We start from the raw sequence: 18155 nt of genomic DNA on the forward strand, positions 1-18155 counted from the left end.
GCCGGGGGTGGGTAGGTTTCGGGGGCACCGATACGTACCCTCGCAGGCCAACCCACCCCCAACCCCTCCCTTGTCAGGAAGGGGAGCGGTCCGAATCAACCCTCGTGGTTGTTGGCGTAGTTCTTCAGCTCGTCGCCGACGATCTGGACGACGTGCAGCACGTTGGTCGACCCCGGCGTCCCGAACGGCACGCCGGCGCACACCACCACCCGGTCGCCGGCATTGGCCAGCTTGTGGCGCAGCACCATGCGCTTGGCCTTGGCCACCATTTCCTCGAACGATTCGACGTCGCGGGTGTGGACGGCATGGACGCCCCACAGCAGGCCGAGCCGCCGCGCGGTGTCGATCTGCGGGGTCAGCACCATGATCGGCACCGCCGGGCGTTCGCGGGCGATGCGACGCGCGGTCGATCCCGACTTGGTGAAGCACAGGATCGCCTTGGCATCGACGGTGGCGGCGATGTTCTTGGCGGCCTCGGCCAGCGCGTCGGCGGTGGTCGGGTCGGGGCGCAGCACGGTGAAGTGGACGCGGTCGCCATGCGCCGGATCGCGTTCGACGGCATGCGAGATGTCGTTCATCATCGCGACCGATTCGACCGGCCAGCTTCCCGCCGCGCTCTCGGCCGACAACATGATCGCGTCGGCGCCGTCATACACCGCGGTCGCGACGTCCGACACCTCGGCGCGGGTCGGCGAGGGCGACGAGATCATCGATTCGAGCATCTGCGTCGCGACGACGACCGGCCGGCCCAGCCGGCGCGCGGTCTCGACGATCCGCTTCTGGAGCGGCGGCACCGACTGCGGCGGCAGTTCGACGCCCAGATCTCCGCGCGCCACCATCACGCCGTCGCACTGTTCGACGATCTCTTCAAGCCGCGCGACCGCCGAGGGCTTCTCGATCTTGGCGAGCAGCGCGGCGCGGCCCTGGATCAGCTTGCGCGCCTCGGCCAGATCCTCGGGCCGCTGCACGAACGACAGCGCGATCCAGTCCACGCCCTGATCGACCGCGAAATGCAGGTCGGAAATGTCCTTGGGCGTCAGCGCGGCCATCGGCAGCACCACGTCGGGGACGTTCAGCCCCTTCGAATTCGACAGCGCGCCGCCGATGACCACCTCGGTCACGATCGTGTCCGCGTTGTGATCGGTGACGCGCAGCACCAGCTTGCCGTCGTCGAGCAGCAGGCGCGCATCGCGCGTGATCGCCGCGAAAATCTCGTCATGCGGCAGTTCGACGCGGGTGGCATCGCCCGGCTCGCTCGACCGGTCGAGGGTGAAGACCTGTCCGGTTTCGAGGGTCACCCGGCCCTCGGCGAAGCGGCCGACGCGCAGCTTCGGTCCCTGAAGATCGGCGAGGATCGTCGTCGGGCGGCCATAGTCGCGCTCCAGCCCGCGAATCGCCGCGATCACCGCGACCTTCGACTGCTGGTCGCCATGGCTCATGTTGACGCGGAAGGCATCGGCCCCCGCCTCGAACAGCTTGGCGATCATCTCGGGGGTGTTGCTGGCGGGTCCGAGCGTGGCAAGTACGCGAACCTTGCGCGAACGGGGGCTGATGGCCTTGGTCATTGTCACTCTCCGACGTTTGCGCGCCTGCCTCTAAGGGTTATTGCGGCGCGATCAACCTTGGAGGGCCGAGTCATGGCAACAATCGATTCCATCGACGAAGCGGCACAGGCCGCCGCGTTCCGCCGGCTGGTGCGCCACCTGCAACATCGCACCGACGCGCAGAACGTCGACCTGATGGGGCTGGCCGGTTTCTGCCGCAACTGCCTCGGCGACTGGCTGGGCGAGGCGGCCGGCATATCGAAGGACGAGGGGCGCGAGGCGGTGTACGGCATGCCCTATGCCACCTGGAAGGCCGACCATCAGCAGCCGGCGAGCGACGAACAGATCGCGCGGATGAAGGCCAGCGTGGCCCGGAACGAGGCGCTCGATAACAGCGCCCCGGCGAGCGATCCGCCCGCGATTTCCCCGGCGAAGTAACCGCCAATACGCCCCCATTGAGACGCGCGCGCCGATCGGCTAGGCGCGCCCGTTCACCATTTGCTCCGGTATCCAAGGGAACCCCATGACCGACAACGTCTCCGCCGAACAACTGCGGCTGCTGATCGAGCGTATCGAACGGCTGGAAGAAGAGAAGAAGGGCATCAGCGACGACATCAAGGACGTCTATGGCGAAGCCAAGTCGACCGGGTTCGACGTGAAGACGATGCGCACGATCATCCGCCTGCGCCGCATGGAAAAGCATCACCGCGACGAAGCGGACATGCTGCTCGAAACCTACAAGACCGCGCTCGGCATCTAGGCAGGGAAGGGGGCGGGACCATGGCCAGCGTCTTTCACTTCGCGACCCGTCTGCTCAAGGGGCATGGCGATCCGCATGGCGAGGAAGAGGCCCGTGTCCTGTCCGCGATCGAACGCGGCGCGCCGGTCAGCCGCGACGCCGCCGACGAATCGGACGCGCGATCGACGCTCGGCGACCGGCTGGCCGACCGTGTGGCGGCGGTCGGCGGGTCGTGGGGGTTCATCATCGCGTTCACCGTGGTGCTGCTCGGCTGGATGCTGCTCAACTCCGACGTGCTGTCGCATTTCGGGCTGGCGTTCGATCCCTATCCCTACATCTTTCTCAACCTGATGCTCTCCACGCTGGCGGCGATCCAGGCGCCGGTCATCATGATGAGCCAGAACCGGCAGTCGGAAAAGGACCGGCTGGCGGCGCGGCTCGACTATGAAACCAATCTGCGCGCCGAGATCGACATCCTCGCGCTCCACGCCAAGCTGGACACCGACGTGATCGACCGGCTGGCCGCGCTGGAGGCGAAGATCGACGCGCTGGCGCAACACGCCGCCCGGGGTTAGAGCGGGCGATAAACCTCAAGAGGCACCGATGGCAGGCCATAGTAAATTCAAGAACATCATGCACCGCAAGGGCGCGCAGGATAAGAAGCGCTCGGGCATGTTCAGCAAGCTCAGCCGCGAAATCACCGTCGCGGCCAAGATGGGCCTGCCCGATCCCGACATGAACCCGCGCCTGCGCGCCGCGATCAACGCCGCCAAGGCGCAGTCGATGCCCAAGGACAATATCCAGCGCGCGGTGGACAAGGCGTCGAAGGGCGACCTCGAGAATTACGAGGAAATCCGCTACGAAGGCTTTGGCCCGGCGGGCGTCTCGCTCATCATCGAGGCATTGTCCGACAATCGCAACCGCACCGCGACCAACGTGCGCACCGCCGTGTCGAAGAACGGCGGCAACCTCGGCACCGCCGGGTCGGTCAGCCATGGCTTCGACCGCGTCGGCCTCATCAGCTATCCCGCCAAGGCCGGCGACGCCGAGAAGGTGTTCGAAGCCGCGCTGGAAGCCGGCGCCGAGGACGTCACGTCGGGCGAGGACGGCCACGAAATCTGGACCGCCGTCGCCGACCTGCACGAAGTCGCCAAGGCATTGGAAGCGGTGCTGGGCGAGGCCGAGGGCGCGAAACTCGCCTGGCGGCCGCAGACGATGGTCTCGGTCGGCGAGGACGATGCGGCCACGCTGTTCAAGCTGATCGACGCGCTCGACGACGACGACGACGTGCAGACCGTCTGGGGAAATTACGAGGTTTCCGACGAGGTCATGGAGAAGCTGGGTTGAGGAGATAAGCGATGACCAACGAGCAGAAAGCCTTGCAGATCGCGCAAGAGATCGTTCGTAAACATGTGCCGACAGCTCGTTGTGAGTTGCAAGACTACGGGCATCAAATTGGCTGTGGCGATTTGGATGCTTGGGGAAACATCCAAGATGTGAAATTGCGTAGGTCGCACTGGAATGAAGATAGCTTCAATCATGCTGGTGAGGTATTGAAGCGCAAGCTTGCCACTGGCGGTTCAACGGCGGGTTGAGTTTGCTGATCCTTGGCCTCGATCCTGGTCTCGGCACCACCGGCTGGGGGCTGATCCGCGCCGATGGCAACCGGCTGAGCCATGTCGCCAACGGGCAGATCCGCACCGACCCGTCGATGCAACTGCCCCGGCGTCTGGCATTGCTGTTCGGGGCACTGGGCGAAGTGATCCGCACCGAACGCCCCGACGGCGCGGCGGTCGAGGAGGTGCTGGGCAACAGCAACGCGCAGTCGACGCTCAAGCTCGGGCAGGCGCGCGGCGTCGTCCTGCTGTCCGCCTCGACCGCCGGCCTCGCGATCGGCGAATATCATCCGAGCGTCGTCAAGAAGGCGGTGGTCGGCACCGGCGGCGCGGACAAGAAGCAGATTCAGGCGATGGTCGGCCATCTCCTGCCCGGCGTGAAGCTGACCGGGCCGGATGCCGCCGACGCACTGGCGGTGGCGATCACCCACGCCCACCATCTGGCCAGCGCCCACGCCCGCGCGCGGCGATCGACTGGGATCGGGGCGTGACGACGCCCTATCCTCGGCCGTCACCCCGGACTTGTTCCGGGGTCCAAATTGCTCCCCTCCCTGGAAGGGAGGGGCTGGGGGTGGGTCGGCCCGCGAGGAAAGATAGGCGTTCCACAACCGGCCGACCCACCCCCGCCCCCTCCCTTTCAGGGAGGGGAGAAACCGAACGTCGCGGCCACCAACCCCACACAGGCACATCATGATCGCGCATCTGAAAGGCACGCTGTCCGTCTCCGGCATCGACCATGCCGTCATCGACGTGGGCGGCGTCGGCTATCTCGTCGGCGCGTCGTCGCGTACGTTGCAGGCGCTGGGGCCGGTCGGGGGTAGTGTCACGATCCACACCGAAATGCTCGTCGCCGAGGATTTCATCCGCCTCGTCGGCTTCGCCAGCGCCGACGAGCGCGACTGGTTCCGCCTGCTCACCGGCGTGCAAGGGGTCGGTGCGCGTGTCGCGCTCGGCATCCTCTCGACGCTGTCGCCCGACGAGGTCCGCACCGCGATCGCGCGCGGCGACAAGGCCAGCATTGCGCGTGCCAACGGCGTCGGCCCGAAACTCGCCCAGCGCATCGCGATGGAGCTGAAGGACAAGGTCGGCGGCATCGCGCTCGGCCCCGGCGCGGTCGCCCCGGCGGCAGCCGAAGGCGGCGTGGAGGGCGATGCGGTATCGGCGCTGCTCAACCTCGGCTTCCGCCCGGCTGAAGCGGCCACGGCGGTCGGCAAGGCGGCGGAGGAACTGGGGCCCGGCGTCACCCTCGACGCGCTGGTGCGGCTGGCGCTGCGGAAGGCGTCGCGGTAGGTTCGCAACGGCGGGATGCGCCCAATACCGGACATTGCGCGCTAGCTTTTAAATTCGCTAAATCCGTCGTTCCGCAATGTGCGGGATGCTCCAAGGATAGGCACGGTATGCCGGCTTCGTTCTGGTTTGTTGAGGAACCCTGCCAAAGCAGCAAAGTGCTTCAATGGTTTCGAGCCTTGCCGACTCCGCCAGAAGAGGTTGCGTCAGCGAAGGGTTACAATCTCTATTTTCGTGCCGCCGGACCACTCGCAATAGACGATGACGGGTCGATCGATGGCTCTCGATCGCCAGTCGTATCGGTGATTACGCCGTCATTTCGCCGTGCTGTGATGTGGACGATAGGATCAGTCCATTTTTGGCCGACGCCCGTCGGCCAGTTCCCTGAGGTTGCAAAGATCAGGAAACATTTCAGGCGATGGATCGAGGAGCATCCGCTTGTCTATGATCCGCACATCAACGCCGACAACCCATTCGCATACTATCTAGAAGGCTCCGCCGCGAATCGAGGCGCGCTATACGCCCTACCGACTGGGATGGCGGCTCTGACTCGCGGACAATTCTTTGTGGACGATCTCGACAACGACTTTGTTCTCGATCGAGTGTGCCGAAGCCTAAAACTGCGCGGCATCGAATGCCAGAGTTAGGGCGGCTGCCTGACCTTGCGTTACCAGCAGCAGAAAGGCAGCTTACCACCAATTCCCCCCCCCACCAACCCCCTCGACGCGCCACCCCGCGAACGTCTAGGGAACACCTGTGACCGACGACCGCATGACCACCCCCCTTCGCCGTCCCGAGGACGTCGATGCAGCCCTCCGCCCGAAGGCGCTCGACGAATTCGTCGGGCAGCGCGCGGCGCGCGAGAATCTGCGCGTGTTCATCGATGCCGCGCGCGGGCGGGGCGACGTGCTCGACCATGTGCTGTTCTTCGGCCCCCCCGGCCTCGGCAAGACCACGCTGGCGCAGATCGTCGCGCGCGAGATGGGGGTGGGGTTTCGCGCCACTTCCGGCCCGGTCATCGCCAAGTCGGGTGATCTGGCGGCGCTGCTCACCAATCTCGAGGATGGCGACGTGCTGTTCATCGATGAAATCCACCGCCTCAATCCGGCGGTCGAGGAAGTGCTGTACCCGGCGATGGAGGACCGCGCGCTCGACCTGATGATCGGCGAGGGGCCGTCGGCGCGCAGCGTCCGCATCGACCTGCCGCGCTTCACGCTGGTCGGGGCGACCACGCGGCAAGGGCTGCTGACCACGCCGCTTCGCGACCGCTTCGGCATCCCGGTCCGCCTGCAATTCTATACCGTCGAGGAACTGACCCGCGTCGTGACCCGCGCCGCCGGACTGCTGGGACTGGGCATCGCCACCGACGGCGCGACCGAGGTGGCGAGGCGTGCGCGCGGCACCCCGCGCATCGCCGGGCGGCTGCTGCGGCGGGTACGCGATTTCGCCAATGTCGCGGGCGTCGATGTCGTCGATGCGCGCACCGCCGACGCGGCGCTCAACCGGCTGGAGGTCGATGCCAAGGGGCTGGACGCGATGGACCGCCGCTATCTGACGATGATCGCCGATGTCTATCGCGGTGGCCCGGTCGGCGTGGAGACGCTGGCGGCAGGCCTGTCCGAACCGCGCGACACGATCGAGGAAGTGATCGAACCCTATCTCATCCAGATCGGCATGATTGCCCGCACCGCGCGCGGGCGCTGCCTGAATGCCGGCGGGTGGAAGCATCTCGGCTTCGAGCCGCCGGCGGGCGTGCAGGACGGGCTGTTCGAATGAAGGGGCGGGGCATGAAAAAGGCATGGCTGTCGTCGACGGCGCGTGGGTTGATCGTCGCCCCGGTCGCGACCGCGGTCCCGCTGCGGATCGGCGTCGCCATGGCCGGGGACGCAAGCGTGCGGGTTACGATCGCGGCGGAGACGTTCGTCCTGCCCGACGATCAGGACGCGCTGGGGGGCGCGCTGGCCGCCATTCCCGACAAAGGCCGCCCGGTCGTCCTCGACGTCGTCGGCACGGTCGCGCTGCCCCGGCGGGTCGCCGGCGGCATCCTGCATCTCGTACAGTCCGCCGGGTTTCAGAAGGTCAGCGTCATCACCGACCCGGCGGCCGGCTGATCCGCTCAGGCGGGCGTGGACTCGCCCAGCAGCCACGCCATCGCCTCGCCCCGGTCGCTGAACAGCGTGTGCCCCGGCACCGTCCGCCGTGCCTGTTGCCGCAGCAGCGCGCTGGCCAGCAGCGTCGCGACGCGGTGGCCGACCAGATCGGTGTCGTTGCCCACCACCGCCAGCCGTTCGAGCATCGGCCGGTTCTGCACCGGATAGCCGGTCAGGTCGAGCAATGTCACCTGCGACCCGATCGGTACGCCGACCAATGGCATTCCCGGCAGCAGCGCGCGCACCTTGCGGTCGAACCGGTCATAGATCGCGTCGTCCCAGAATCCGCGAAAACTGATCTCCAGTAACCGCCGTTCCGGGGTCAGGCGGATGGTATAGGCCGGATCGTCGAACTGATGAACGCTGGGAGCCATGGCGTCAGCCAATCATGGGTCGGTTAATATTTCGATACCGGCGGGGTGTTTGGCGGCATGTCCGGCGCTCCCCCCCCTTTCCCCATGCGCCTGCGGGGGGTAAGACCACGCCCATGACCGCCCCCGACCAGCCGACCGGTGGCCGCTTCGTCGGGACCACGCACCGCTTCCCGCTGCGGATCTATTTCGAGGATACCGACCTGTCGGGCGTCGTCTATCACGCGAATTACCTGCGCTATTTCGAACGCGCGCGCAGCGACATGCTGATGGTGGCCGGCGTTGACCAGCGCGCGGCGCAGGAAGCGGGCGAGGGCCATTACGCCGTGCGATCGATGCAGCTCGACTGGCGGGCGCCCGCCCGGCTCAACGACGCGCTGGTCGTGGTCAGCACGGTCGCCCGGGTGCGCGCGGCGGCGGTGGATATTCAGCAGACAGTCATCCGCGACGATGTGTTGTTGGCATCGGCGCGGGTCGAGGTGGCGTTCGTTGGCGGCAACGGGCGACCACGGCGGCAACCGGCGGCGTGGATCGATGTGTTCGCGCGGCTGGCCGAAACCGGAAAAGGGGCATGATGGACGTTTTCGTGAATACCGATGCCGCGACCATGTCGCCGGTCGCGCTCTTCCTCCAGGCCGACTGGGTGGTGAAATCCGTGATGATCGGCCTGCTCGCGGCCAGCGTCTGGACGTGGGCGATCATCGTCGGCTTCCTGGTGCGCGCCCGCAAGGTCCGCCGTGACATCGACCGGTTCGAGGGCGAGTTCGAACGCGCCGAGGACATCGATGCCTTTCACCGGCTGCAGGGATCGCGCGATACCGCGATCGCCCGTGTGTTCTCGTCGGGGGTGCGCGAATGGCGCCGGTCGACCGCCGCCAAGGCGATCGACCGCGACGGCACGCGCGAACGCCTCGCCACCGCCATGGCGTCGAGCGTGGCGGACGAGAGCGAGACGCTGGCCGACCGGCTGAACGTGCTGGCGACGATCGGGTCGGTGGCGCCGTTCGTCGGCCTGTTCGGGACGGTGTGGGGCATCATGCGCTCATTCACCTCGATCGCGTCCGAACAGAATACCTCGCTCGCGGTCGTCGCGCCGGGTATCGCCGAGGCGCTGTTCGCGACCGCGATCGGGCTGTTCGCGGCGATCCCCGCCGTCATCGCCTACAACCGGTTCAGCCATAGCGTGAACCGCATCGAATCGCGCCTCAACCGCTTCGCCGATGCGTTCCACGCGACGCTGTCGCGCCAGCTCGAAGGCGTCTGAGGCGTGGGGATCAACCTGCCGTCCGCCAAGGGCAAGGGCCGCCGCGCGCCGATGGCGGAGATCAACGTGACGCCATTGGTCGACGTCATGCTGGTGCTGCTCATCATCTTCATGGTGACGGCACCGCTGATGACCAGCGGCGTGCCGGTGAACCTGCCCGACAGCCGCGCCAAGGCGGTGACGCCCGAACAGGAGCCGCTGACGCTGTCGATGGATGCCGAGGGGCGCACCTTCCTCGACGACGTCGAAATCTCGGGCGATAATCTGCCGGGCGAGCTGGAGAAGATTGCGGCGGCGGGGGCCGGTGCCACCGAGCCGCGGCAGGTGATGCTGCGCGCCGACCGCAGCCTCGACTATGGCCGGGTCAACCGGGTGCTGGGCGAACTGAACCGCGCTGGCCTCAACCGCGTGTCGCTCATCAGCGTGGCGCAATAGCGCGATGCAGAAGGCGGAGAAGATCGGACTTGGCGTTGCGGTTGCGGGGCATGCCGTCCTGTTCGGGCTGTTGTCGGTCGGCTTCCTTGCCACGCCTAACCCGCTGAAGCTCGAATCCCCGCCGATGGACGTCAGCTTCTCGGAAGAGGTCGCCGCCGAGCAGACCTCGCCCAACCCGAACGAAGCGCCGGCGGTCAGCGAGGCCCCCGACACCGGTCCGCCCGAGGATGCCGCGCCCCCCGAAGCGGCAAGCGAACCGGAACCCGCGCCCGAGGCAGAACCCGCGCCGCCGGTCCCGGCACCGCCCGTACCCGCGCCGCGTCCGCAACCGGCCCCGCGTCCTGAACCGAAGCCGGAACCCAAACCGGCGCCAAAACCCGCCCCGGCACCCAGGCCGGTCCCGAAACCGGTGCCCCGGCCCGCGCCAAAACCGGCACCCGCGCCCGAACCCAAGCCCGCGCCGGCCAGAACCCCGCCGCGCCCGACGCCGGCGCGTCCGGCGGCACAGCCCAAGGCCGCGCAGCCGAAAGCCGCGCCCAAGGCCGCTCCCAAGGCAGCGCCGGCCAAACCCCCCGCCGCGCCCGCCCGGCCGGCGGCCAAGCCCGCCGCGACCAAGGGGCAGGGGACCAATGCGCAGGCAACCGCGCAGCGACCGCGCGGCAGCCGGCTGGGCAACGACTTCCTGAAGGGCATCGCCGACACCCCGACACCGGGCAAGGCGCAGGCCCCGCGCGCCGCCGCCGTGGGGGCGCAGGACGTCGCGAACCTCGGCAGCGCGATCCGGCGACAGGTGCAACCCTGCGCGAACCGTGTTCCCAGTCCCGGACCGGGCGCGAACCAGATCACGTCCAAGGTCGTGTTGCAGATGCGCCCCGACGGGACGCTCGCGGCGAAGCCGACGATCCGGGGTCAGACCGGTGTCGACTCCGAAAACGAACGCTATGCGCAGCGTGTCGGTGAACTCGCGGTCGCGGCGTTCATTCAATGCGCGCCCTATGAACTGCCGGCCGACCTGTACGAAGGCGGCTGGAAATTCATCACCATCAACTACAAGCTGCCCGGCTGACCGGAGGGATGTATGCGTAAACTCACGATGGCGCTGGCCGCCACGCTCGCGACCGGGATGGCCGCCCCCGCCTATGCGCAGGTCGAGGTGGATATCGAGGGTGGGATTTCCGAACCGCTGCCGATCGCCGTACCGGTCATGCCGACGCCGCAGGCCGCCTCGACCCCCGCCGGCTCCACCGACGCGCTCGGCCGGCAACTGGCCGAGATCGTCGCGACCGACCTGCGCAACTCGGGACTGTTCAAGCCCGCCGGTCCCGCCGGCCTGCCCCCGGTCGCGATGGGACAGGTCCAGTCGCCCGACTATGCGGCGTGGAGCGGCGCGCAGGCGCTGGTGCAGGGCTATGTCCGGGCCGAAAGCAACGGCACGCTCACGATCGGCTGCTATCTCTACGACGTATTCGCGCGGACCGAGCTGACGCGGCAGGGGTTCAACGTCGCCCCGGCCGAATGGCGTCGCGCCGCGCACAAATGCGCCGACGCGGTCTATACCCGCCTGTCGGGCGAGGGGCCGTATTTCGACAGTCGCATCGTCTATGTCAGCGAGACGGGGCCGAAGGGCCGCCGGATCAAGCGGCTGGCGATCATGGATCAGGACGGGGCCAACCACCGTTTCCTGACCAACGGCCAGTCGATCGTGCTGACGCCGCGCTTCGCGCCGAACCAGCAGTCGATCGTCTATATGAGCTATGTCAACGAACGCCCGGCGATCTACATCTATGATCTGGGCAGCGGCAAGCAGCGGTTGCTGGTGCAGAACGCCTCGCTCACCTTCGCGCCGCGCTTCTCGCCCGATGGCCGCTACGTCCTGTTCTCGATGGCGCAGGCGGGCAATACCGATGTCTACCGCGTCCCCTCGGCCGGGGGTTCCCCGCAACGGCTGACCAATTCGCCCGGCATCGACACGGGGGGAAGCTATTCGCCCGACGGCAGCCGCATCGTGTTCGAAAGCGACCGGTCGGGCGGGCAGCAGCTCTATGTGATGAACGCCGACGGATCGAACCAGCAGCGGATCAGCTTCGGCGGCGGGCGCTACGGCACCCCGGTATGGAGCCCGCGCGGCGACCTGATCGCCTTCACCCGGCAGGGCGGCGGATCGTTCCGCATCGGCATCATGTCGCCTTCGGGGTCGGGCGAGAAGCTGCTCAGCGACGCATGGGGCGACGAGGGGCCGAGCTGGTCGCCCAACGGCCGCGTGCTCACCTTCTTCCGATCGGCGCAGGGGTCGGGCCGGACCGAGGTGTGGTCGGTCGACCTGACCGGATCGAACATCCGCCGTATCCCCACCGCGCTCGACGGATCGGACCCTAGCTGGGGACCGATCCGGCCGTAACATTCGCTAACAGGGCTGTTTTCCGCTACAGGGCATTGTGGTGGATGCGTAACGACCAGGGAGTGACCCCATGAAGAAGTTCTCGACCGCATTGATCGTCGCCACCGGCCTGCTGGCGGTGGCCGGCTGCGCCAAGAAGCGCCCGGCGGTGCTGCCGCCCGGCCCCGGCCAGACCGTCGATCCCAACGCGGGCACCGGCGGCACCGGAAGCGGCACCGGCACCGGCGCGGTGGTGCCCGGATCGCGCGCCGATTTCCAGCAGTCGGTCGCCAGCGACACGATCAACTTCGGCCTCGACCAGTATGACATCGATTCCTCGGCACGCGCGGTCCTCGACAGCCAGGCGCAGTGGTTGCAGCGCTACCCCAATGTCCGCGTGACGATCGAGGGGCATTGCGACGAACGCGGCACCCGCGAATACAACCTCGCGCTGGGCGATCGTCGCGCCAATGCGGCGGCCAGCTATCTCGCGGCGCGCGGCATCGCGTCGTCGCGGATCACCACGATCAGCTATGGCAAGGAACGCCCGCTGGCGCTGGGTTCCGACGAAGGCGCATGGGCGCAGAACCGCCGCGCGGTGACGGTCGTCCTCCAGTAATCGACACCGGCGGCGGCGCATGGACGCCGCCGCCGGTCAGTCCATCGGCCGGGCCGCCGACCATTTACGCCGTTTCTTGATGAAGCGGGTTTCATAGCGGCGGATCGTCGGATCGTTCGCCAGCATCGTATCGGCGAAGCGGTTGTACGCCGCCATGTCCGCGACCACGACCATCAGCGTCAGGTCATGCTCTCCCGTTACCTCCATGATCGCCTGCACCCGCGGGTCGGCGTCCAGCCGCCGCAGCAGCCCCTCGACATGGGGCAGGGCGTGACGATCGAGCTGCAACTCCACCAGCGCCGACAGGAACGCCCCGACCCGGTCGGACACGATCGCGACATCGGCGACGATCGTCCCGTCCTCGCGCATCCGCCGCACACGGCGGGTGATCGCCGATGGCGACAGCGCCACGTCGCGCGCCAGATCCTCCGCCGTGCGCAGCGCGTCGCGTTGCAGCCAGTGCAACAGCGCGCGATCATGGGCGTCCAGATCGCGTATTCCCGTCAATGTCCTTCCCCCCGGACGCCGGACTTCGGCGATGACACCGCGATATTTGCCGAAATAGCGCGGGATCGCCAGCGCATAAGGTGGCCGATTGTCACGCGAAGGGGTTCGAATGCGTCACGGAATTACCGCCATATTGTCACCGATCGCCGTCATCGCCCTGTCGGCCGCGCCGGCACGGGCGCAGGACGATCCGGGCACGGTCGCCGCCGCGACGCGGGCTGCCCTTGCCGAACGCTATGTCCTGCCCGACGTGGCGACGAAGCTGGGCGCGGCGCTGGCCTCGCCCGATCGCTATCGCGGATTGCAGGGCGAGGCGCTGGCCGATCGCATCAACGCCGACATGGCGCGGGTCACGCCGGACAAGCATCTGTCGCTGCGCTTCGATCCCAGGACGGCGGCGATGCTCGCCAGCCGGCCGCCTGCCGGGGACGACGACGATGCCCCACTGCCGCCCGGCGTCGCGCGGATGATCCTCCGCCTGAATGCCGGCGTTCGCGCGATGGAGACATTGCCGGGCAATATCCGCATGGTCGCCTATGACGGGTTCATCTGGGGAACGCCCGAAGCGGAAGCGGCGATCGCCGGGGCGATGCGGTTCCTGCAAGGGGGCGATGCGTATATCATCGACCTGCGCCGCAACGGCGGCGGCTCGCCCGAGGCGGTGGCGGCGATCGCCAGCTATTTCGTCCCCGCCGGCACACCGTTGATGCGGTTCGAGATGCGCGGCAAGCCGGGCGAGGCGACCACCGCGCCCGCCGCACCGTTCAGCCTTGCGGGCAAGCCGCTCTATGTGCTGACCAGCGGCCAGACCGCGTCGGCGGCCGAGGAGTTCGCGACGCATGTCTCGGCACTCGGCTTCGGCACGCTGGTGGGCGAACGCACCGCCGGCGCGGGGTTCCGCAACGACATGGTGCCCATCGGCAAAAGCTATGTGCTGAGCGTATCGACCGGCCGGGCGATCAGCCTCAAGACGGGCAAGGATTGGGAGAGGGTCGGCGTGACGCCGGCAATCGTGACCCCGCCGGATCAGGCGCTGGCGGCGGCGAAGGTCGCGGCGATGACCGCCATCGCCGCGCGTGCGCCGGCGGACGAACGCCGCGAGGACGAGCGCCTCGTCGCCTTCTACCGGGCGTCCGCCAATCCGGTGCGGCTGGCGCGGCCGTTGGCGGATTATGCGGGACGCTATGGCAACCGGGTGGTCGCGGTGGCCGACAACGGGCTGACCTCCGCCCGCATTGGCCGCGCGGCATTTCCGCTGGTGGCGGTCGCGGCCGACAGCGTGGTGCCCGAAACCGACCCCACGACCCGTTTTCGCTTCGTCGAGGCCAATGGCCAGATCATCGCCATGGAGGTCGAACGGGCCGACGGATCGACCGAGCGCGCCGACCGGATCAAATGAGCGGCGTCGCCGCCACGCCGGTGGTCCCGGCGTGGCGGCGGGCGGTCATGCCCCGGTCGTCACCTTCGCCTTGCCGCCCTTGCGCGGCTTCTTGGGCGCAGCGGGCACCATCTCGAACGCGAGCGCATTGTCCTTCAGCCGGACCTTCACCTCACCGCCATGGACCAGCTTGCCGAACAGCAGTTCCTCGGCCAGCGGCTGCTTGATCTTGTCTTGGATCAACCGGCCCATCGGCCGCGCGCCGTACAGCTTGTCATAGCCCTTCTCGGTCAGCCAGCTCTTGGCGTCCTCGTCGAGCTGGATGTGGACGCCGCGATCCGACAATTGCAGTTCGAGCTGGAGGATGAACTTGTCCACCACCCGCGCCACGACTTCCGGCGGCAGATAACCGAACGGCACGATCGCATCGAGCCGGTTGCGGAATTCCGGGGTGAACAGCTTCTTCACCGCCTCTTCCTGCACGTCCTCGCGGTCGATCTGGCCGAAGCCGATCGATTCCTTGGCCATGTCCGACGCGCCGGCATTGGTCGTCATGATGAGGATGACGTTGCGGAAATCGACGGTCTTGCCGTGGTGATCGGTCAGCTTGCCGTTGTCCATCACCTGCAACAGGATGTTGAACAGGTCGGGATGCGCCTTCTCGATCTCGTCGAGCAGCAGCACGCAATGCGGCTGCTGGTCGATTGCATCGGTCAGCAGACCGCCCTGGTCATAACCGACATAGCCCGGAGGGGCACCGATCAGCCGACTGATCGAATGGCGCTCCATATATTCGGACATGTCGAACCGCTGGAGCGGAATGCCCATGATCTCGGCCAACTGCCGCGCGACCTCGGTCTTGCCGACCCCGGTCGGACCGGTGAACAGATAGTTGCCGATCGGCTTGTCGGGATCGCGCAGGCCCGCACGGCTCAGCTTGATCGCCGACGACAGCGCCTTGATCGCCGCGTCCTGCCCGAAGACCACGCGCTTCAGATCGACGTCGAGGTTGGCGAGCACGCGGGTATCGTCGGTCGACACGGTCTTGGGCGGGATGCGCGCCATCGTCGCGATGACCTGTTCGATCTCCTTCGACGTGATCGTCTTCTTCCGCTTGGGCGCGGGCACCAGCATCTGCATCGCGCCCACTTCGTCGATCACGTCGATCGCCTTGTCGGGCAGCTTGCGGTCGTTGATGTAGCGCGCCGACAATTCCACCGCCGACTTGATCGAATCGGGGGTGTACTTGACCTTGTGATGCTCCTCGAACGCCGAACGCAGACCGGTGAGGATCTTGATCGTGTCCTCGACCGAAGGCTCGTTCACGTCGATCTTCTGGAACCGGCGCAGCAGCGCGCGATCCTTTTCGAAGTGGTTGCGGAACTCCTTGTAGGTGGTCGAGCCGATGCAGCGAATCTGCCCGCCCGACAATGCGGGCTTCAACAGGTTCGACGCATCCATCGCCCCGCCGCTGGTCGCGCCCGCGCCGATGACGGTGTGAATCTCATCGATGAACAGCACCGCATGCGGCAGCTTCTCAAGCTCGGTCACGACCTGCTTGAGCCGCTCCTCGAAATCACCGCGATAGCGGGTGCCGGCGAGCAGCGCGCCCATGTCGAGCGAATAGATGACGGCGGGCAACAGCACTTCGGGCACGTCGCCCTCGACGATCTTGCGCGCGAGGCCCTCGGCGATCGCGGTCTTGCCCACGCCGGGATCGCCGACATAGAGCGGGTTGTTCTTGGACCGGCGGCACAGGATCTGCACCGTGCGATCGACCTCCGCCGACCGACCGATCAGCGGGTCGACCTTGCCGGTCTTCGCCTTCTCGTTCAGATCGACGCAGAACTGCTTGAGCGCGCTTTCGCCCTTGCCCTTGTCGCCCGTCTTCTGGGTTTCCTTTTCCTCGGCGCCCTTGGGGGCCGGTGTTTCCGATGCGGTGGTGCCGCCCTTGCCGACGCCGTGGCTGATGAAGCTGACCGCATCCAGCCGGCTCATGTCCTGCTGTTGCAGGAAATACACGGCATAGGTCTCGCGCTCGCTGAACATCGCGACCAGCACGTTGGCCCCGGTCACTTCGTCGCGGCCCGACGACTGGACGTGCAGGATCGCGCGCTGCACCACGCGCTGAAAGCTGCTGGTCGGCGACGGATCGGTCGCGGCGTCCAGTTTGAACGTGTCGAGTTCGGTATCGAGATAATGGGCGACGGTCGCCTTCAACTCGTCAAGCTCGACGCCGCAGCCGGCCATGACCTTGGCGGCGTCCTTGTCGTCGATCAGCGCGTAGAGGAGGTGTTCGAGCGTCGCATATTCGTGACGGCGCGAGGATGCGGCCTCGAGCGCCTTGTGCAGCGTGGTTTCCAGTGCGGAAGCGAAGGATGGCATTCAGGTCACTCCGGTCGACCGGCGGGAACGCGCCGGCCCTGCGTCCCGGTTTCCCGGGTCTTCCCCAATGTCGGTATGCCGCCCCCCCGCATCAAGCCATGCCGGCGGGAGGGGGCGGCAACCGGTCACGAACGGAACAGCGCGTCGGCGCTGGAGCGATGATCGCGGGCGCGTTCGATTCGCGCCCGGCAGCGGCCGATCTCCTGTTCCAGCGCCTTGATGCGCGCGGTCAGTTCGTCGATCGACAGCGGGTCGAGATCCTCGCGCACCAGCATCGCCAACGTATTGGCACGATCATGGTTAAGAAAATCGTCGGGTTCCATTGCAATGCAACGTTGACCCTGTCTTGCGGGATGTCAATAACGCGAGGCCATAAGGGGGCGGCGTCATGAACGTACCAGCGACGATGCGTGCGATCGATCCGGCGGAAGCCGGCGGGCCGGAGGTGCTGACGCTGGTCGACCGGCCGGTGCCGGTGCCACGCGCGGGCGAGGTGCTGATCCGCGTCGTCGCCGCCGGGGTCAACCGCCCGGACGTGTTGCAGCGCACCGGCGGCTATCCGCCCCCGCCCGGCGCGCCGTCGATCCCGGGACTCGAGGTCGCTGGCCACGTCGCCGCGCTCGGCGACGGGGTGGCGCGCGAGCTGCTCGGCCAGCCGGTCTGCGCGCTGCTCGCCGGCGGCGGCTATGCTGAATACGTCGCGGTGTCCGCCGGGCAATGCCTGCCGGTGCCCGACGGGCTGTCGCTGGTCGAGGCGGCGGCCCTCCCCGAAACGCTCTTCACCGTCTGGACCAACCTGTTCGACCGCGGCTTCGCGGCGGAGGGCGATACGGTGCTGGTCCATGGCGGCACCAGCGGCATCGGCACGATGGCGATCCTGCTCGGCAAGGTCTTCGGCCTCACCGTCATCGTCACGGTCGGATCGGATGCGAAGGCGACGGCGGCGCTCGACCTTGGGGCCGCTCATGCGATCAACTATCGCACCGAGGATTTCGTCGAGCGGGTGGGGCAGATCACCGGCGGCAGGGGCGTCGCGGTGGTGCTGGACATGGTCGGCGGCGACTATGTGCCGCGCAACCTGAAATGTCTGGCCGAGGACGGTCGCCACGTCTCGATCGCGGTGCAGGGCGGTGCGGTCGCCACCGTGCCGCTGTGGGATGTCATGCGCCGCCGCCTGACGCTGACCGGATCGACGCTGCGCGCGCGCGACGCGGCGTTCAAGGAAATGGTGGCCGACGAACTGTCGCGCTCGGTCTGGCCACATATCGCCGGCGGCCGGCTGCGCCCGGTGATCGACCGTACCTTCCCGATCGCACAGGCCGCCGATGCGCATCGCCGGATGGAAGCAGGCGATCATGTCGGCAAGATCGTGCTGGTGGTGGGCGACGTCGACTGACCGTCCGGCCCCCCGCGCGGCACGGCGCTTGCCCTTTCGTATCCTTGCCACTAAGTCCGTACCCAGTGTGGCCGCCCGGATTGGGCG

General features: G+C 67.5%; 23 protein-coding genes. 18 read left to right on the top strand and 5 right to left on the bottom strand.

Features of this window, described 5'->3' with window-relative positions:
* Positions 1–95: 95 nt before the first annotated feature.
* Complete coding sequence (pyk, locus tag LRA89_RS11700) at positions 96–1565, bottom strand: pyruvate kinase (protein WP_230770294.1); 1470 nt, start codon at positions 1563–1565, stop codon at positions 96–98.
* Between the two features lie 72 nt (positions 1566–1637).
* Between pyk and LRA89_RS11705 the strand changes: the two genes are divergently transcribed.
* From LRA89_RS11705 to LRA89_RS11750, 10 genes are all read left to right on the top strand, one after another.
* A complete protein-coding gene (locus LRA89_RS11705) occupies positions 1638–1982 on the top strand; it encodes a DUF1244 domain-containing protein (RefSeq protein ID WP_230770295.1) in 345 nt (114 codons plus the stop codon).
* 85 nt (positions 1983–2067) lie between these two features.
* Positions 2068–2304 (top strand): DUF2312 domain-containing protein, encoded by a 237-nt coding sequence (locus LRA89_RS11710; RefSeq protein WP_055755283.1) that lies wholly within the window; start codon positions 2068–2070, stop codon positions 2302–2304.
* 20 nt (positions 2305–2324) lie between these two features.
* Complete coding sequence (locus LRA89_RS11715; RefSeq protein ID WP_055755284.1) at positions 2325–2858, top strand: DUF1003 domain-containing protein; 534 nt, start codon at positions 2325–2327, stop codon at positions 2856–2858.
* Positions 2859–2886: 28 nt separating this feature from the next.
* The gene (locus tag LRA89_RS11720; protein ID WP_055755285.1) at positions 2887–3630 is read left to right on the top strand and encodes a YebC/PmpR family DNA-binding transcriptional regulator; all 744 of its coding nucleotides are present in this window, start codon (positions 2887–2889) and stop codon (positions 3628–3630) included.
* An 11-nt stretch (positions 3631–3641) separates the two neighbouring features.
* On the top strand, positions 3642–3878 hold the full coding sequence (locus tag LRA89_RS11725) for a hypothetical protein (protein ID WP_230770296.1): 237 nt from the start codon (positions 3642–3644) through the stop codon (positions 3876–3878).
* Positions 3879–3880: 2 nt separating this feature from the next.
* Positions 3881–4390, top strand: coding sequence for a crossover junction endodeoxyribonuclease RuvC (ruvC, locus tag LRA89_RS11730; RefSeq protein ID WP_056493269.1), 510 nt, complete (start codon positions 3881–3883; stop codon positions 4388–4390).
* 199 nt (positions 4391–4589) lie between these two features.
* Entirely contained in the window at positions 4590–5189 is a 600-nt protein-coding gene (gene ruvA / locus LRA89_RS11735) for a Holliday junction branch migration protein RuvA (RefSeq protein ID WP_230770297.1), read from the top strand.
* Between the two features lie 107 nt (positions 5190–5296).
* Positions 5297–5833 carry a hypothetical protein gene (locus LRA89_RS11740; RefSeq protein WP_230770298.1) on the top strand — a complete coding sequence of 179 codons (537 nt, stop codon included), beginning with the start codon at positions 5297–5299 and terminating at the stop codon, positions 5831–5833.
* Positions 5834–5942: 109 nt separating this feature from the next.
* Positions 5943–6962: a Holliday junction branch migration DNA helicase RuvB gene (gene ruvB / locus LRA89_RS11745; RefSeq protein ID WP_230770299.1), complete on the top strand. Its 1020-nt coding sequence runs from the start codon at positions 5943–5945 to the stop codon at positions 6960–6962.
* Between the two features lie 11 nt (positions 6963–6973).
* Entirely contained in the window at positions 6974–7297 is a 324-nt protein-coding gene (locus LRA89_RS11750; RefSeq protein ID WP_230770300.1) for a hypothetical protein, read from the top strand.
* Between the two features lie 5 nt (positions 7298–7302).
* Here LRA89_RS11750 and LRA89_RS11755 read toward each other — a convergent pair whose 3' ends face one another.
* A complete protein-coding gene (locus LRA89_RS11755; RefSeq protein WP_230770301.1) occupies positions 7303–7710 on the bottom strand; it encodes a hypothetical protein in 408 nt (135 codons plus the stop codon).
* Between the two features lie 113 nt (positions 7711–7823).
* On the opposite strand from LRA89_RS11755, the gene LRA89_RS11760 reads away from it, so the two are divergent.
* The 6 genes from LRA89_RS11760 to pal all read left to right on the top strand — a co-directional run bounded on the left by LRA89_RS11760 (position 7824) and on the right by pal (position 12402).
* Positions 7824–8282 (top strand): YbgC/FadM family acyl-CoA thioesterase, encoded by a 459-nt coding sequence (locus LRA89_RS11760; protein WP_056493259.1) that lies wholly within the window; start codon positions 7824–7826, stop codon positions 8280–8282.
* Positions 8282–8971: a protein TolQ gene (gene tolQ, locus LRA89_RS11765; RefSeq protein WP_414886716.1), complete on the top strand. Its 690-nt coding sequence runs from the start codon at positions 8282–8284 to the stop codon at positions 8969–8971. Before LRA89_RS11760 ends, tolQ begins: the two co-directional genes overlap by 1 nt.
* A 3-nt stretch (positions 8972–8974) precedes the next feature.
* On the top strand, positions 8975–9406 hold the full coding sequence (locus LRA89_RS11770) for an ExbD/TolR family protein (protein ID WP_056493253.1): 432 nt from the start codon (positions 8975–8977) through the stop codon (positions 9404–9406).
* A 4-nt stretch (positions 9407–9410) separates the two neighbouring features.
* A complete protein-coding gene (locus LRA89_RS11775; RefSeq protein ID WP_230770302.1) occupies positions 9411–10472 on the top strand; it encodes a cell envelope biogenesis protein TolA in 1062 nt (353 codons plus the stop codon).
* 27 nt (positions 10473–10499) lie between these two features.
* Positions 10500–11804 (top strand): Tol-Pal system beta propeller repeat protein TolB, encoded by a 1305-nt coding sequence (gene tolB, locus LRA89_RS11780; protein ID WP_230770825.1) that lies wholly within the window; start codon positions 10500–10502, stop codon positions 11802–11804.
* 70 nt (positions 11805–11874) lie between these two features.
* Positions 11875–12402: a peptidoglycan-associated lipoprotein Pal gene (gene pal, locus LRA89_RS11785; protein ID WP_230770303.1), complete on the top strand. Its 528-nt coding sequence runs from the start codon at positions 11875–11877 to the stop codon at positions 12400–12402.
* Positions 12403–12438: 36 nt separating this feature from the next.
* On the opposite strand, the gene LRA89_RS11790 is transcribed toward pal, so the two are convergent.
* Positions 12439–12909 carry an Lrp/AsnC family transcriptional regulator gene (locus LRA89_RS11790; RefSeq protein ID WP_230770304.1) on the bottom strand — a complete coding sequence of 157 codons (471 nt, stop codon included), beginning with the start codon at positions 12907–12909 and terminating at the stop codon, positions 12439–12441.
* 109 nt (positions 12910–13018) lie between these two features.
* Between LRA89_RS11790 and LRA89_RS11795 the strand changes: the two genes are divergently transcribed.
* On the top strand, positions 13019–14308 hold the full coding sequence (locus tag LRA89_RS11795; protein WP_230770305.1) for a S41 family peptidase: 1290 nt from the start codon (positions 13019–13021) through the stop codon (positions 14306–14308).
* Between the two features lie 45 nt (positions 14309–14353).
* Here LRA89_RS11795 and clpA read toward each other — a convergent pair whose 3' ends face one another.
* Both clpA and LRA89_RS11805 read right to left on the bottom strand, forming a co-directional pair.
* Positions 14354–16672, bottom strand: a complete 2319-nt coding sequence (gene clpA / locus LRA89_RS11800; protein WP_055755299.1) for an ATP-dependent Clp protease ATP-binding subunit ClpA — start codon at positions 16670–16672, stop codon at positions 14354–14356.
* 125 nt (positions 16673–16797) lie between these two features.
* Complete coding sequence (locus LRA89_RS11805) at positions 16798–16995, bottom strand: DUF1192 domain-containing protein (protein ID WP_230770306.1); 198 nt, start codon at positions 16993–16995, stop codon at positions 16798–16800.
* Positions 16996–17060: 65 nt separating this feature from the next.
* Here LRA89_RS11805 and LRA89_RS11810 point away from each other — a divergent pair, with 65 nt between their 5' ends.
* A complete protein-coding gene (locus LRA89_RS11810) occupies positions 17061–18068 on the top strand; it encodes an NAD(P)H-quinone oxidoreductase (RefSeq protein WP_443024968.1) in 1008 nt (335 codons plus the stop codon).
* Positions 18069–18155: the final 87 nt, after the last annotated feature.

Origin of the sequence: Sphingomonas sp. Leaf4, from assembly GCF_920939515.1 — a bacterium.
In the GTDB taxonomy this organism is placed as follows: Bacteria; Pseudomonadota; Alphaproteobacteria; order Sphingomonadales; family Sphingomonadaceae; genus Sphingomonas.

Coding starts and splice junctions, on each gene's coding strand:
- pal (WP_230770303.1), top strand. CDS start 11,875: ATGAAGAAGTTCTCGACCGCATTGATCGTCGCCACCGGCCTGCTGGCG.
- pyk (WP_230770294.1), bottom strand. CDS start 1,565: ATGACCAAGGCCATCAGCCCCCGTTCGCGCAAGGTTCGCGTACTTGCC.
- clpA (WP_055755299.1), bottom strand. CDS start 16,672: ATGCCATCCTTCGCTTCCGCACTGGAAACCACGCTGCACAAGGCGCTC.
- LRA89_RS11795 (WP_230770305.1), top strand. CDS start 13,019: ATGCGTCACGGAATTACCGCCATATTGTCACCGATCGCCGTCATCGCC.
- tolQ (WP_414886716.1), top strand. CDS start 8,282: ATGGACGTTTTCGTGAATACCGATGCCGCGACCATGTCGCCGGTCGCG.
- LRA89_RS11805 (WP_230770306.1), bottom strand. CDS start 16,995: ATGGAACCCGACGATTTTCTTAACCATGATCGTGCCAATACGTTGGCG.
- LRA89_RS11725 (WP_230770296.1), top strand. CDS start 3,642: ATGACCAACGAGCAGAAAGCCTTGCAGATCGCGCAAGAGATCGTTCGT.
- LRA89_RS11715 (WP_055755284.1), top strand. CDS start 2,325: ATGGCCAGCGTCTTTCACTTCGCGACCCGTCTGCTCAAGGGGCATGGC.
- LRA89_RS11810 (WP_443024968.1), top strand. CDS start 17,061: ATGAACGTACCAGCGACGATGCGTGCGATCGATCCGGCGGAAGCCGGC.
- ruvA (WP_230770297.1), top strand. CDS start 4,590: ATGATCGCGCATCTGAAAGGCACGCTGTCCGTCTCCGGCATCGACCAT.
- LRA89_RS11775 (WP_230770302.1), top strand. CDS start 9,411: ATGCAGAAGGCGGAGAAGATCGGACTTGGCGTTGCGGTTGCGGGGCAT.
- LRA89_RS11720 (WP_055755285.1), top strand. CDS start 2,887: ATGGCAGGCCATAGTAAATTCAAGAACATCATGCACCGCAAGGGCGCG.
- tolB (WP_230770825.1), top strand. CDS start 10,500: ATGGCGCTGGCCGCCACGCTCGCGACCGGGATGGCCGCCCCCGCCTAT.
- LRA89_RS11710 (WP_055755283.1), top strand. CDS start 2,068: ATGACCGACAACGTCTCCGCCGAACAACTGCGGCTGCTGATCGAGCGT.
- LRA89_RS11760 (WP_056493259.1), top strand. CDS start 7,824: ATGACCGCCCCCGACCAGCCGACCGGTGGCCGCTTCGTCGGGACCACG.
- LRA89_RS11755 (WP_230770301.1), bottom strand. CDS start 7,710: ATGGCTCCCAGCGTTCATCAGTTCGACGATCCGGCCTATACCATCCGC.
- LRA89_RS11740 (WP_230770298.1), top strand. CDS start 5,297: ATGCCGGCTTCGTTCTGGTTTGTTGAGGAACCCTGCCAAAGCAGCAAA.
- LRA89_RS11750 (WP_230770300.1), top strand. CDS start 6,974: ATGAAAAAGGCATGGCTGTCGTCGACGGCGCGTGGGTTGATCGTCGCC.
- LRA89_RS11705 (WP_230770295.1), top strand. CDS start 1,638: ATGGCAACAATCGATTCCATCGACGAAGCGGCACAGGCCGCCGCGTTC.